The sequence below is a fragment of the Azospirillum sp. UENF 111221 genome (assembly GCF_058780625.1).
Genome location: NZ_JBSNCH010000001.1, coordinates 834,151 through 847,195, shown reverse-complemented (window position 1 = coordinate 847,195; position 13,045 = coordinate 834,151). Strand labels below are relative to the sequence as shown.

The 13,045-nt window shown below is 66.5% G+C and carries 14 protein-coding genes and 3 pseudogenes; 5 read left to right on the top strand and 12 right to left on the bottom strand.

The genetic code is table 11. The features are described from left to right. Positions 1–126: 126 nt before the first annotated feature. Positions 127–1,038 (top strand): FRG domain-containing protein, encoded by a 912-nt coding sequence (locus ACWPN3_RS03765; protein ID WP_492261105.1) that lies wholly within the window; start codon positions 127–129, stop codon positions 1,036–1,038. Between the two features lie 100 nt (positions 1,039–1,138). On the opposite strand, the gene ACWPN3_RS03760 is transcribed toward ACWPN3_RS03765, so the two are convergent. The 12 genes and pseudogenes from ACWPN3_RS03760 to ACWPN3_RS03705 all read right to left on the bottom strand — a co-directional run. Continuing rightward, positions 1,139–3,142 carry a dipeptide ABC transporter ATP-binding protein gene (locus tag ACWPN3_RS03760; protein ID WP_492261104.1) on the bottom strand — a complete coding sequence of 668 codons (2,004 nt, stop codon included), beginning with the start codon at positions 3,140–3,142 and terminating at the stop codon, positions 1,139–1,141. A gap of 35 nt (positions 3,143–3,177) precedes the next feature. After that, complete coding sequence (locus ACWPN3_RS03755) at positions 3,178–3,417, bottom strand: hypothetical protein (RefSeq protein ID WP_492261103.1); 240 nt, start codon at positions 3,415–3,417, stop codon at positions 3,178–3,180. Beyond that, complete coding sequence (locus ACWPN3_RS03750) at positions 3,389–3,796, bottom strand: type III PLP-dependent enzyme domain-containing protein (protein ID WP_492261138.1); 408 nt, start codon at positions 3,794–3,796, stop codon at positions 3,389–3,391. The genes ACWPN3_RS03755 and ACWPN3_RS03750 overlap by 29 nt, the downstream gene beginning before the upstream one ends. A 70-nt stretch (positions 3,797–3,866) precedes the next feature. Next, positions 3,867–4,166, bottom strand: a pseudogene (locus ACWPN3_RS03745) (D-TA family PLP-dependent enzyme); the annotation flags it as partial. A gap of 168 nt (positions 4,167–4,334) precedes the next feature. Continuing rightward, positions 4,335–4,628 (bottom strand): RidA family protein, encoded by a 294-nt coding sequence (locus tag ACWPN3_RS03740; protein ID WP_492261102.1) that lies wholly within the window; start codon positions 4,626–4,628, stop codon positions 4,335–4,337. 110 nt (positions 4,629–4,738) lie between these two features. Continuing rightward, on the bottom strand, positions 4,739–4,909 hold the full coding sequence (locus ACWPN3_RS03735; protein ID WP_492261101.1) for a hypothetical protein: 171 nt from the start codon (positions 4,907–4,909) through the stop codon (positions 4,739–4,741). Further along, positions 4,894–6,342, bottom strand: a complete 1,449-nt coding sequence (locus tag ACWPN3_RS03730) for an N-acyl-D-amino-acid deacylase family protein (protein ID WP_492261100.1) — start codon at positions 6,340–6,342, stop codon at positions 4,894–4,896. The genes ACWPN3_RS03735 and ACWPN3_RS03730 overlap by 16 nt, the downstream gene beginning before the upstream one ends. A gap of 1 nt (position 6,343) precedes the next feature. Continuing rightward, positions 6,344–6,982 carry an ABC transporter permease gene (locus tag ACWPN3_RS03725; RefSeq protein ID WP_492261099.1) on the bottom strand — a complete coding sequence of 213 codons (639 nt, stop codon included), beginning with the start codon at positions 6,980–6,982 and terminating at the stop codon, positions 6,344–6,346. 103 nt (positions 6,983–7,085) lie between these two features. Then, positions 7,086–7,679, bottom strand: a pseudogene (locus ACWPN3_RS03720) (ABC transporter permease); the annotation flags it as partial. A gap of 31 nt (positions 7,680–7,710) precedes the next feature. Continuing rightward, the gene (locus tag ACWPN3_RS03715) at positions 7,711–8,124 is read right to left on the bottom strand and encodes an ABC transporter permease (protein WP_492261098.1); all 414 of its coding nucleotides are present in this window, start codon (positions 8,122–8,124) and stop codon (positions 7,711–7,713) included. 158 nt (positions 8,125–8,282) lie between these two features. Continuing rightward, positions 8,283–9,488, bottom strand: a complete 1,206-nt coding sequence (locus tag ACWPN3_RS03710) for an ABC transporter substrate-binding protein (protein WP_492261097.1) — start codon at positions 9,486–9,488, stop codon at positions 8,283–8,285. Positions 9,489–9,564: 76 nt separating this feature from the next. Continuing rightward, positions 9,565–9,792, bottom strand: a pseudogene (locus tag ACWPN3_RS03705) (ABC transporter substrate-binding protein); the annotation flags it as partial. Positions 9,793–10,248: 456 nt separating this feature from the next. Between ACWPN3_RS03705 and ACWPN3_RS03700 the strand changes: the two are divergent. The 4 genes from ACWPN3_RS03700 (at position 10,249) to ACWPN3_RS03685 (ending at position 12,884) form a co-directional block, all read left to right on the top strand. Continuing rightward, positions 10,249–10,950, top strand: coding sequence for an IclR family transcriptional regulator (locus ACWPN3_RS03700; RefSeq protein WP_492261096.1), 702 nt, complete (start codon positions 10,249–10,251; stop codon positions 10,948–10,950). A 314-nt stretch (positions 10,951–11,264) separates the two neighbouring features. Further along, on the top strand, positions 11,265–11,471 hold the full coding sequence (locus tag ACWPN3_RS03695) for a hypothetical protein (protein ID WP_109447644.1): 207 nt from the start codon (positions 11,265–11,267) through the stop codon (positions 11,469–11,471). A gap of 93 nt (positions 11,472–11,564) precedes the next feature. Next, a complete protein-coding gene (locus tag ACWPN3_RS03690) occupies positions 11,565–11,807 on the top strand; it encodes a hypothetical protein (protein WP_199237611.1) in 243 nt (80 codons plus the stop codon). Between the two features lie 228 nt (positions 11,808–12,035). Continuing rightward, positions 12,036–12,884, top strand: a complete 849-nt coding sequence (locus tag ACWPN3_RS03685) for a cell wall hydrolase (protein WP_492242498.1) — start codon at positions 12,036–12,038, stop codon at positions 12,882–12,884. The last annotated feature ends 161 nt before the right edge of the window (positions 12,885–13,045 follow it).

The window sequence follows — 13,045 nt, the reverse complement described above, 5'->3', positions numbered from 1 at the left end:
GAAAGAAAGCTGTATCTTAAATTGTATTTATGCAAGTGCTTCATTTTAAAACGAGGTGTAAATTCAAATAAGTAATATCCATCAAGCAAACTCGAAGTTTTGAAAGTGTGTTAGGCTTGCTTCTGTGTGGAGATCGTCGTGGATAAAGTATCTGATGATACAGACGTTGAAATAGATGGGCAGGGTTCTTCATCATCTGGAAGAAGAGGAAGGCCTCCAGCCCCCGCGCCGATGGAAAGCCTATGGGATATACTCCAGGCCATTGAGAAAGATGGACAGCAAGAAGGGAAAATTACCCTTTACAGAGGTCATACGTCCTTTAGGCATAAACTTAAACCAGCCATTTTTAGAGATAACAACTCTAAGGTAAAATCTCAGAGAAAATACATACTGAGGGAGCTGATTACAAGGCATCCTGAAGATTTTGCTGATGACGTTAACGTTTTTGAAAATCTTGTGAGAATGCAGCATTACGGACTTCCAACTCGCCTTCTTGATGTTACTTATAATCCTCTTGTTGCTTTGTTCTTCGCGTGCGAAATCGATAATAAGGATCATGCCGAAGTTATATCAATAACCGTTGAAATGCAGCAGTTTAAGTACTACGATTCAGATACTGTTCATTGTATATCAAATCTTGCAAATCTGACCGCTTCAGAGCAAAAAGCGGTCAAAGAATGCAGAGATGATGACTCTCTCAAAAATAGTGATGCCGGGAAAAGGCTTTTTGACTTCATCGTGCAAAAGAGACCAAATTTCACTGAGAGGATAAAGAGGGAGCATCTATCTAATATATTCGTTGTTTCTCCTAAGTTAAGCAACCCAAGAATTAGAGCTCAAGATGGCGCGTTTTTGATATTTGGAGTCGAAGAAGAATTGAACAAACATCCTTCCTTTCAGATAAAAAGGTATCGAGTTGACAAAGATAAAACGTCTGCTGTACGGAAAAGCCTTCAGATGCTGGGCATAAAGGAGTCAACTATTTATCCGAGTTTGGATCGAACTGCGAAGCAAATCATCGCGAAATACCTTGGATAATTGTAAGGCTAATTTCAGTTAGCGTGGATCGAGTAACGGTCCTCTCCGACCGGAATCATGACCAGAAACTTCTCACCGGTCGTTGCCCAACAACGGCCCCTCACCCCACCCCCACATCATCCCGAATGCAAGCCACCGAATGCCCCGGCGCCACCTCGCGCAGCGCCCGGGCTTCCGGCTCGGCACAAGCGGGCAGCGCGAACGGGCAGCGCGTCCGGAAGACGCAGCCGGACGGCGGGTTCATCGGGCTCGGCACGTCGCCGTCCAGCAGCATGCGGGTCTTCGGCGCGTCGGGGTCCGGGTCGGGGGCGGCCGACAGCAGGGCCATGGTGTAGGGGTGGCGCGGACGCTCGTACAGGCTGTCGCTCGGCGCGATCTCCATCAGGCGGCCGAGATACATCACCGCCACCCGGTCGCTGATGTAGCGCACCACCGCCAGATCATGGGCGATGAACAGCACCGCCAGCCCCAGCTCGCGCTGCAGATCGCCCAGCAGGTTGACCACCTGCGCCTGCACCGAGACGTCGAGCGCCGACACCGGCTCGTCCGCGACGATGAAGTCGGGCTCCACCGCCAGCGCGCGGGCGATGCCGATGCGCTGGCGCTGGCCGCCGGAGAATTCGTGCGGGAAGCGGTCCATGGCGTCGGCGCTCAGGCCCACCTTCTCCAGCAGCGCCGCCACGCGGTCGCGGCGGTCGGCGCGGGTGCCGATGCCGTGGATCGTCAGGGCCTCGCCGATCACCTCGCGCACGCGCTGGCGCGGGTCGAGGCTGGCATAGGGGTCCTGGAAGACGATCTGCATGCGGCGGCGCTGCGCCCGCATCTCTGCCGTGCCCAGGCCGGTGATCTCCTGCCCGTTGAAGCGGATGGAGCCGCCGGTCGGCTCGATCAGCCGCAGGATGCTGCGCCCGGCGGTGGTCTTGCCCGATCCGGATTCGCCGACCAGCCCCAGCACCTCGCCGCGGTTCAGGTCGAAGGACAGATCGTCCACCGCCTTCACCCAGCCGACCGGCCGTTGCAGCAGCCCGCCGCGCACCGCAAAGCGCTTCTCCAGATTGCGGACGCTCAGCAGGGGCTGTTCGGTAACGGTATCGGTGCTCATTGCACGTCTCTCCAACGGCGGCAGCGGGCGGAATGGTCGGGGCCGACCGGCTCCAGAACGGGTTCGGCGGCGAGGCAGGCGGGTTCGGCCAGCGCACAGCGCGGGGCGAAGGTACAGCCGGCCGGGCGGTTCACCGGGCTCGGCACGCTGCCGGGGATGGCGTAGAGCCGGCCGCCGTCGCCTCGGCGCTGGCCCAGATGCGGCATGCAGGCCAGCAGCCCGCGGGTGTAGGGGTGCCTGGGCGATTTCAGCAGGGAGCGGACATCGCCCTCCTCGACGATGCGGCCGGAATACATCACCACCACCCGGTGCGCCACTTCGGCCACCACGCCCAGATTGTGGGTGATGAACAGGATCGAGGTGCCGGTCTCCTCCTGAAGCCGCCGCATCAGGTCGAGGATCTGCCGCCTGGATGGTCACGTCGAGCGCGGTGGTCGGCTCGTCGGCGATCAGCAGGGTGGGGCGGCAGGCCAGCGCCATGGCGATCATCACGCGCTGGCGCATGCCGCCCGACATCTGGTGCGGATACTCGTCCAGCCGCCGCTCCGCCGCCGGGATGCCGACCTTCTTCAGCATGGCCAGCGCCTCGGCCCGCGCCGCCCGGCGGTCGAGGCCCTGGTGGTAGCGCAGCGCCTCGCCGATCTGGTCGCCGACGGTGTAGACCGGGTTCAGCGAGGTCATCGGCTCCTGAAAGATCATGCCGATCTCGTTGCCGCGGACGCGGCGCATGGCGCGCTCGCTGAGGCGGGCGAGGTCGCGCACCTGCCCGTCGCGGCCGCGGAACAGGATCTCGCCGCCGGCGATGATGCCCGGCGGCGTCGGGATCAGCCGCATCGCCGACAGGCTGGTCACCGACTTGCCGCTGCCGGATTCGCCGACGACGGCCAGCGTCTCGTTGCGGCGCACGGCGAAGGACACGCCGTCCACCGCCTTCGACACGCCGGGATCGGCGGTGAAGTGGGTTTGCAGGTTGCGGATGTCGAGCGTGAGGTCAGCGTCCATGACGGCATCCCGGAACTTGGGCTAACTGAGACGGATCAGCGGGTGCAGCCGCGCGCCGGCACCGGCCAGTCGCCGACGACTTCGCCGTTGCGGGTGATCGCCATGCGGTCGTGCAGGTTGGTCACCACGCAGACATGGTTGGGCAGGATGCGCACGCGGTCGCCGATCTGCGGCTTCGCCGCGCTCCGGCTGAGGTCGACCACCGCATGCTCCTCGTTGACGCGGACGATCACCGCGTCGGGGTAGTCAAGGATCAGGCCGTAACCTTCCCCCACCGACGGGGCGACGCGGTCGCTCGACAGGGACTTTGCTGCCGCAATCGAGAACGGCGCGGTCGGGGGCGGGGCGGCTGACCACGGTGGCGTGGACATGCACGGCGCACTCGTCCAGCGTCGCCACCCCGGCGCCCACCGTGGCGCGGTCGTGGTAGATGTAGGTGCCGACGCGCAGCTCGGTCACGCCGGGAAGCTCGTGCGTGTCCCAGCAGCCGGGGGTGCCGCCGACCGACACCGTCTCCACCGCGATGCCGGATCCCTCCAGCAGGGCGCGCGTCTCGGTGACGAAAGGCACGGTGCGGGGGCCGCGCGGGTAGGTCATCAGGCCACGGAAGCGGGTCAGGCCGTTGCCGGCGGCGCGGCGGGCCAGCGTCAGCACCTCGTCCGGGGGTCTGCACGCCGCAACGGCCGTCGCCGCTGTCGAACTCCACGAGGATGCCGATCTCGACGCCGGCCTCCGCCGCGGCGGCGGCCACGGTGTCGAGGGCGACGGCGTTGTCGAGCGCCACCGTCAGCCTGGTCTTGCCCGCCAGATCCGCCAGCGGCGACACCTTGGCGGCGCCGACGATGGGGTAGGTCAGCAGGATGTCGGCGCAGCCGGCCTCGGCCATCACCATCGCTTCGCTCATCTTCTGGCAGGTGATGCCGACGGCGCCCAGCTCGATCTGGCGCAGGGCGAATTGGGGAAGCTTGTGGGTCTTGATGTGCGGGCGCAGCGCCAACCCGTGCCGGTCGCAATAGGCCTGCATCTTGGTCAGGTTATGCTCGACCCGGTCGAGGTCGATGACGGGGACGGGGGTGTCGAGATCGTCGACGCGCATGGGACCGCTCCGGAACACGAATTCGGGGAATGGGCCGATACCTGGCGGCGGCGCCATGGGATCGGCCATGTACTCTGAACCTTACGCCGCCTTGTTTTACGCTTGGGGCAGGACGGCGATGCAGTCGATTTCGACCTGGATGTTGTTCAGCTGGCAGCCGATGGTGGTGCGGGCCGGCGGCTCGGTCGGGAAGAATTCCGAATAGAGCGCGTTGTATTCCTGGAAGCGGCCGAGGTCGCTGAGGTAGCTGTTGACCTTCACCACATGGGCGAGGTCGGTGCCGGCGGCCTTCAGGATGATCTCCAGATTTCGCAGGGTCTGGCGCACCTCGCCGGCGAAATCCTCGGGCAGCGCGCCGGTCTCCGGATGGTGCGGCCCCTGGCCCGACACATAGACGAAGCCGTTCGCGACGATGGCGTGGCTGTACTGGCCGGCGGGCTTCGCACCCTTCGGCGAAGATCGGCTTGCGGTGGGTCATTCGGTCCTCACAGGTTGAAAGATCAGGCGCGGGCCAGGGCCTTGCCCGGACGCGCGCCGGTGTGCCCGCCGTCGCGCAGGACGAATTGTCCGGCGACGAGCACGTCGGTGATGCCGTGGGGCGGGCGCGTCGGGTCCTGGAAGGTCGCGCAATCCGCCACGTCGGCGGTGAACAGGGTCAAATCGGCCACCATGCCGGCCGGACCAGCCCGCGGTCGGACAGGCCGAAACGCTGGGCCGGGACGGCGGTCATGTGGCGCACCGCATCCTCCAGCCCCAGCCCGCCCTCGCCCCGGATCGCGCGGGCGAGATAGTGCGGGAAGCTGCCGAAGGCGCGGGGATGCGGCTTGCCGGTCTCGCGCGGCAGCCCGTCGGAGCCCAGCATGTGCAGCGGGTGCGACAGCGCGGTCTCCAGATCGGCCTCGGCCAGCTGGAACATGACGATGTTGGTGCGGCCGCGGTCGGCGCGGATCAGGCAGACCAGCGTGTCGAAGGGCTGTTCCTTCGCCACATCGGCTATTTCGGTCAGCGACAGCCCTTCCAGGGTGCGCAGGTCATCTGCCGAAACGCCGCCGATGCGGACATTCTCCCAGCCGATCAGGCGGATCTTCGATTCCCAGCCGGCGTCATTCGGCGCCTCGCCGTTCTCCACCGCCCGGCGCAGAGCCGCCAGCCCTTCCGTATCGGCCATCCGCGCCAGCAGCGCCTCGACCCCGCCGGCCAGCGCCGAGGGCGGCAGCAGTTGCAGGATGGTGCTGGAGCCGGCCGGGTAGGGGTACATGTCGAAGCTGACGTCGGTGCCGCCCTTGCGGGCGATCTCCAGCCGCTCCACCGCCCGCGGCAGGCTGCCCCAATAGGGCCTCCCGGCGGCTTGCAGGTGGGAGAGCAGGCCGCTCGCTCCTCCCGCCTTCAGCAGGTCGAGGAACTCGTCCACCGAGGCGATCAGCCCGCCCTCGTAGGAGCGGACATGGGCGGTCAGCAGCGCTCCATTCTCCGCCACCACCTCCGCCAGCCGCACCAGCTCGGCGCGGTCGGCCCAGGCGCTGGGCGGATAGACGAGGCCGAGCGACAGGCCATGTGCGCCCTGGCGCAGTTGGTCGGCCAGCAGGGCCACCATCGCCTCGCGCTCGTCCGTCGTGGCGGCGCGGTTCTGCCAGCCCATGACGGCGAGGCGCAGGGCCGCGTGGCCGACCAGCGAGACGAGGTTGATGGCGGTGCCGCGTCCGTCGAGTGCTGCGCGGTAGCCAGCGAAATCGGCGAAGGTCTCCTGGGTCGTCACCGTGCCCAGCAGGTTGCCGAAATGCTCGCGCAAGGGGGCGCCGCTGTCGGGGCTCTGCGGGTAGAGGCCGAAGGAGCAGTTGCCGACCACCACGGTGGTGACGCCCTGGGCCACCTTCTCCGGCCGGCCGGGCTGGCGCAGCTGGATCAAATCGTCGTGGCAATGGGCGTCGATGAAGCCGGGGGCGAGGAAGCGGCCCTGCGCCTCCAGCGGTTCGGCGTCCGGGGCGTCCAGCATCGGGCCGACGGCGGCGATGCGTCCGCGCTCCACCAGCACGTCGGCGGGGAACCAGGGGGCGCCGGTGCCGTCGATGACGCGGGCGCCCTTGATGAGAAGCGTATCGGTCATCTCACTTCGCCTTCTGGAGCCGGGGGTCGAGCGCGTCGCGCAGCCCGTCGCCGACGATCTGGAGCGACAGAACGGTCAGGACGATGGCGCAGCCGGGGAACAGGATCAGCCAGTCGGCCTGCTGGAAATACTGCTGGGCGCTGGCGATCATGTTGCCCCAGGTCGGCGTGGTCGGCGGCACGCCGACGCCGAGGAAGGACAGCGCCGCCTCCGTCAGGATGGCGTAGGCGAAGATGAAGGTGGCCTGCACCAGGATCGGCGATATCAGGTTGGGCAGGATGTGCAGGAAGACGATGCGCGGGGTGGAGGCCCCCAGCGCCGTCGCTGCCTCGATGAAGGGCATCTCGCGCACCACGAGACAGGCGGCGCGCACCACGCGGGCGACGCGCGGGGTGTAGACGATGCCGAGCGCCAGCACGACGTTGTAGAGCGACGGCCCCAGCGCCGCCATGAAGGCAATGGCGAGCAGGATGTCGGGGAAGGCCATCAGCGCGTCGGTCAGCCGCATCAGCAGCCCGTCCAGCGGCCGGATATAGCCGGCGGCCAGCCCCAGCAGCGTGCCGAGCAGCGTCGCCACCACCACCACCAGCAGGCCGACCAGCAGCGACAGCCGGGCGCCCAGCATCACGCGGGACAGCACGTCGCGGCCATACTCGTCTGGTGCCGAACCAGTGGGCGGCGGTCGGCGGCTTCAGCCGGCCGAGGATGTCCATCTTCATCGGGTTGAAGGGGGTGATCCACGGCGCCAGCAGTGCCACCGCCAGGATCGCCAGCATGATCAGGAAGGACAGCACCACCAGCCGGCGGCGGAACAGCTGGCGCAGCAGCAGGGCGGCCGGCGACCGGCTGTTCTGCGGCTTGGCCGAGGAGGGAAGGGGGACGTTGCCGTGACCGGCGGGGACGCTTGCCATCGAAACCCTCCCTCTCAATAACGGACCCGCGGATCGACCACCGGCGTAGAGCAGGTCGACCGTCAGGTTGATCAGCACATAGATGGCGGACACCACCAGCAGGGCGCCCTGGATCACCGGATAATCGCGGCGCAGCACGGCCGAGACGATCAGGTTGCCGACGCCGGGCAGGCCGAACACGGTTTCCGTCACGATGGCACCGGCGATCATCACCGCGGTGGTCAGGCCGATCACCGTCAGGATCGGGATCATCGCGTTGCGCAGCGCATGCTTCAGCACGACGACCAGCGGCGGCAGCCCCTTGGCCCGCGCGGTGCGGACGTAATCGTGGCTCATCACGTCCAGCATGCTGGTGCGGGTGAAGCGCAGGATCAGCGCCGAGTTGGGAATCCCGAGTGCGATGGCCGGCAGAACCAGATGGCGCATGCGCTCCAGCAGGTCGGCGTCGGGCGGGCCGTCAGCCGGCGACCGGGAACCAAGCATGGTCGACCGCCAGATACTTGATCAGCGTCAGCCCGATCCAGAAGCTGGGGATGCTGGCAGCCAGCATGGCGAGCCCGACCGCGGTCTGGTCGACCAGACCGCCGCGCTTGGCCGCCGACAGGATGCCGACCGGCACGCCGATCAGCATGGCGATGCCCACCGACATCATGGTCAAGAGCCCGGTCAGCTCCGACCGCTCGGCCAGCGCCTGCGCCACCGGGCGGTTGAGGAAGATGAACTCGCCCAAGTCGAAGCGGACGATCTGCCCGAGATAGAGCAGGAACTGCGTCAGCAGCGGCTCGTCGAGCCCGAGCCGGCCGCGCAGCGCCGCGATGTCCTCCGGCGTGGCGGAGGAGCCCAGCATGACGGCGGCGGGATCGCCCGGCACGACGCGGGCGATCAGGAAGACCAGCCATGGCGACGAGCAGGCATGACGACCATCATGCCGGCGAACCGGCGGACGATGTAAACGAGCGTGGTTGCGGTCCCGGACCGTAGCAGGAAGTATCGCCTGAGCGGAGTCCCCCTCTCCCCCCGGGGAGAGGGTTAGGGTGAGGGGGACGCGCGTCGTGAATTTGCAAGAATTGCGACGCTCTGATCGTTCCCCAGGCTCCACGCTGTGCATCCCCCTCCCCCGACCCTCTCCCCGGGGGGGGAGGGGGGGTGGCTGGGAAAGTGGCTTATCCCGACCCTCAGCCCTTCAGGTCGGTGTTCCAGAAGAACGGCCAGGGCGTCGGGGTGTAGCCGGTCAGCTTGTCGCTGCTGGCGGCGAGGTTGTAGAACTCGCCGACCTTGATGCTCGGCACCTCGCTGTAGAACAGCGACTGCAGTGTCACCCACTTCGCCTTGCGCGCCGCCGGATCCATCTCGCGGTTGAAGGCGGCCAGCGCCTCCTTCTTGGCCGGGCTGTCCCACCAGCCGGGATAGCTGGGGTTCAGCACGGTGATCAGCGACGGTTCCGGCACGAAGGTGTGGTAGGTGAAGAAGGAGTTCCCACCCCTTGTCGTCGCCGCGGCGTTGCAGCAGCGTCGCCCAGTCCAGCACCTGCAAATCGACCTTGAAGCCGGCGAGTTCGAGCTGGGCCTGGGCCACCATGCTCATCTTGTACAGGAACTCGTACTGCACCGAGGTCATGATGCGGATCGGCTCGCCCTTGTAGCCGGCGGCCTTCAGCAGCTCCGCCGCCTTGCCGGCCGCATGGTCGCTGTAGGGCTTGGCGCTGGCCGCATCGTAATAGGGCGTGCCCTGGGCGTAGATCGACCCTTCCGCCTGGACGAACTCGGGATCGCCGAAGCCGGCCAGCGGCATGTCGTTCGGCTCCAGCGCCGCCAGGACCGCCTGACGGACCTTCGGGTTCGCCATCACGCCGGTCTTGGTGTTCATGATCATCAGCGGGAAGCCGAACGGCTTGACGATCACCGGCTTGACGCCGGCAGCCCCCTTGATGCGCGCCAGCGTTTCCGCCGGCAGGCTGTCGGCGAACTGGTACTGGCCGGCCAGGACGCCCGACACGCGGGTGGCGGCGTTGGGCACCGGGACGAAGCGGACCTCGCCGATGTTGGCCTTGCGGCTGCCGGCATAGCCGCTGGGCGTGCCGGCGGGCGAGGCGTAGGCGTCGTGGCGCACCAGCCGGATATACTGGTCGGGCTTGTGCTCCAGCAGCTTGTAGGGGCCGGTGCCGATCAGCGACTTCAGGGCGCCCGGCCCGTCGATCACCGACTTCGGCACGATGGCGGCGGCGCCGTTGTTCATCGCCAGCAGCGCGCGTCAGGGGCGCGAAGGGCTCCTTCAGCGCGATGACGACGGCGTCCGCACCCTTGGCGGCGATGCTCTCCACCAGCGGGGCGACGGTCTTGCCGCGCGGCGAGGCCTTGGTCCAATGGTCGAGCGAGGCGACCACGTCGTCCGCCGTGACGGTGCTGCCGTCATGGAAGGTGACGCCGCTGCGCAGCGGGATGGTGTAGGTCTTGCCGTCCGCCGACACCTGCGGCAGGGCCGAGGCCACCAGCGGGGCCAGCTTCCAGTCGCCGTCGAAGGTGAACAGCGTCTCGAACATGTGCTGGGTGATGATGCTGACGAGGTCGGACGTGGTGCCGACCGGGTCCAGCGTCGGCGGCTCGCCGATGGTGGCGACCGTGACGACCGATGCGCCGCCCTGCTGGGCCAGCGCAGGGGTGGTCCAGCTTCCGAGAATTCCAGTGGAAAGCCCGCCTGCGGCCAGCGTCGTGCCGAGGGCGGTGTTGAACAGACGTCGCGTGATCCCTGTCATTTCCGTCTCCCGAACCGTTTGTCCGAAATCTCGGACGTCGGTCTTGTATTCCAGACAAGCGAACGGTATATCGGACAAAGACCGCTGGCAAGCCGAAAATCCGCGTGCTAATCGGTTGTGCGACGACCAGGGAGCGTGGATCGATGAAAAGCGGCGAAGCAGCGGTGAAGCAGGCCGAGGAGAAGCAGATCTGCGGAAAAGCCGACGGGCCGCGCCCGCGGCATCGACCGTGTCATCGCGCTGATGGAGCATCTGCACGACCGGCGCGCTCCGACGCGCATCGCCGACATCGCCCGCGACACCGGCACCCCGCGCTCGACCATGTACGAGTTGGTCAACACGCTGGTGGAGGCGCGCTGGCTGGAGCTGCGCGACGGCGACGGCACGGTCTATTTCGGGCCGGCGATGCATTACTACGGCAGCGATTACCTCGACAGCGTCGACCTGATCCGCAAGGCGCGGGTGGAGGTCGCCCACATCGCCGAGACGGTGGGGGAGACCGCGCAGTTCTGCACGCTGGACGGCGACAAGTATCTGGTCGTGCTGAATGAGCCGGGGCGGCGCATGTTCCGCATCAGCTCCGAGATCGGCATCAAGGTGCCGATCCCCTGGACGGCGTCCGGCCGTCTGCTGGTCGATCACCTGGATGCCGAGGAGATCCGGCGCTTCATCCCGTCGGAGGATTTCACCCTGCCCGACGGCCGCCGCATCGCCGAGGACGAGTTCCTGGAGGACATGCGCCGCGCCCGCACCCAGGGCTATGTCCGCACCACGGCGCTGGTCGACCGCTTCACCACCTGCCTTGCCGCCCCGGTCCGCGATCCGTCCGGCCGCTGCATCGCCACCATCTGCTTCGTCGTCCCCGCCGACACGACGGAGGAGGCGCAGCAGGTGATGATCGACACGCTGAAGGCCAGCGCGGAGCGCCTGTCGCCCGGCCGCTGATACCGGTGCGGAATCGGCGCCGGGCCGTTGTCATTTGACGACCGCGCACCACATGTTTTAAATGGGGGCAGACAGCGAGCAGTAATAGCGCTGCGAAAGCCCCATAATCCCCGATAGAGCGCTGCGAAACGTAAATCTGCTTTAAGAATTGGCTTCATCGCCGTCTTTCGCAGCGCTATGCTGCAATGCGAAAGAGCCAGTACAGCAATGTGATGTCTCCTCTTTTGCGCATGCGGGATCGTGTCAATATCTTCCTCAACAGGCCGCGACACCGGCCGCCGGAATTCAAAACCCGATACTGAAGGAAGACCGCCATGACCCCGTATGATGTCGAATCCGCCAAGTTCGCCGCCAAGTTCGCCATTGCCCGCATTGTTGTCGGCGCCATCCTGTTCGCCGCCGTCGCCGCGGTCGCCCAGATGAACCCGAACGCCATCCTGGCCGCCGACGAGGCCCGTGCCGCCGTCGCCCTGGAGATGGTCAAGACCATGCCGGTGACCGTCGCCGACGCCGCCCACTGAGCGCATCACGGTCCGCAGGCCGGGCCGGTGGTGCAACATTGACGGCTTGCCCCTGTTTGCTGGGACTGATACCCGGCTGACAAGGAGGCGCCGATGCCCCGCACCACCGACCCCGCAGACGGTCAAATAGCAGACGGCCAAGTTACAGGCGGCCAAAGTACGGACGGCCGAGCGACCGGCGACCGCCAGTCCGGTCAGGCCCAGGTGCCGAAGCCGCCTTCCCGCGCGGAAGTCGAAGAGATCAGCCGCTCGCAGGAGTATCTGACCGACGACTGGACCGGCGACGGCGGCGGCAAACCCCCGGGCGACCGGCAGGGCGACCGCAAGGACGGCTGAGGCCGCCGTCCTCGTCACAGCAGTCCCATTCCACCGAACGGGCTGGAAGCCGGAGGGAATCCGACGGCTTCCAGCCCGTTCGTCTTGTCCGCATGACGCCATCGGAATCCGAACGGCGTACATCCTCCGCCCTCAGGCTTAAGCTCTCTGAGAGATGGACGAATCCGGGAACTTGCAGTCCGCGCTCCTGTCGAAGGAAGTCCCCCTTCCTGAACCGGAGAGACTGGGATGCGCAACCTCCTCACCACTCTGCTGCTTGCAGCCGCCCTGTCGCCCACGGCAGCCGCTGCGCAGGCCGTCGGTGCAGATGACGGCGCTGCCGTTTGCCGGCCGGGTGACAAGGGCTGCGCGCGGTTCGTCGGCGACGAGAAGGGCGGCGTGCCGAAGCGGGGCGGCGCCAAACAGGCGGTGATGATCGGCGCCTCGGTCTTCATGCTGACCCCGTGGCAGGCCGAACGGGAGCGCCGCTGTCTTGCGCTGGCCGGCTGGGCCGAAGCGCGGGGCGAGGGCGCCGACGCCATGGCGGCCGTCATGTGGGTGGTCGCCAACCGCGCCGCCTCTGCCGATCAGCCGTCGCTGCCCTGCCGCGTCGTCGTCGCGACCGGCCAGTTCGAGCCTTTCGCGGCGCCGCCCGTCGAGCCCGCCAACCGGAAGACGGCCAAGGCGGTCAAGGCAAAGGGCAGGCAGGCGGACAAGGCGGCCCGGCAGGCGAAGCTGGCGGCCGATCCGCGTGTCGAAACCCGGCGCATCCTGGCGGAGATTCGCCGGCAGGCCGCGGTGATCCGGGCGGGCGGCATGCCGTCCTGGCCGAAGACGCGCCTCGCCCCCGACCAGGAGGCGTTGCGCACCGCGCGCGGGCTGGCCTGGAACCTGAACGACGACGACCTGCCCGATCCGACCGCCCGCGCCTCGATGTTCTACAGCCCGCCGGCACAGGCCGCGCTGCGCCGCCAGAAGCCGGAATGGGCGGAGGCGCGGCTGAAGACCGCCTCCATCGGCGGCCATTCCTTCTACCGCGCGCCGACCCCGCCCGAAGAGCGCACCATCGCCACACTGGTGGCGGAGATTGCGGAGTAAAGTGCCGGGGCAGGCGGCCTCCAGCGGAAATAGCCGGGCGGATATCCGGTCCGGTTAAGTCGATATTCTCTGTCAAGTACTTGACCCAGCGGACCAGACCGGATTTGCAGGGGTGATGTTTGTATTTTTCATCATGCGGAAAGGCCGGTGCCGAATTGCTG

What these genes read in the sequence shown, in the direction of transcription:
- ACWPN3_RS03690 (WP_199237611.1), top strand. Translation starts at nt 11,565, where the DNA reads ATGCCCCGCACCACCGACCCCGCAGACGGTCAAATAGCAGACGGCCAA.
- ACWPN3_RS03730 (WP_492261100.1), bottom strand. Translation starts at nt 6,342, where the DNA reads ATGACCGATACGCTTCTCATCAAGGGCGCCCGCGTCATCGACGGCACC.
- ACWPN3_RS03700 (WP_492261096.1), top strand. Translation starts at nt 10,249, where the DNA reads ATGGAGCATCTGCACGACCGGCGCGCTCCGACGCGCATCGCCGACATC.
- ACWPN3_RS03685 (WP_492242498.1), top strand. Translation starts at nt 12,036, where the DNA reads ATGCGCAACCTCCTCACCACTCTGCTGCTTGCAGCCGCCCTGTCGCCC.
- ACWPN3_RS03695 (WP_109447644.1), top strand. Translation starts at nt 11,265, where the DNA reads ATGACCCCGTATGATGTCGAATCCGCCAAGTTCGCCGCCAAGTTCGCC.
- ACWPN3_RS03710 (WP_492261097.1), bottom strand. Translation starts at nt 9,488, where the DNA reads ATGAACAACGGCGCCGCCGCCATCGTGCCGAAGTCGGTGATCGACGGG.
- ACWPN3_RS03735 (WP_492261101.1), bottom strand. Translation starts at nt 4,909, where the DNA reads ATGGTGGCCGATTTGACCCTGTTCACCGCCGACGTGGCGGATTGCGCG.
- ACWPN3_RS03760 (WP_492261104.1), bottom strand. Translation starts at nt 3,142, where the DNA reads ATGGACGCTGACCTCACGCTCGACATCCGCAACCTGCAAACCCACTTC.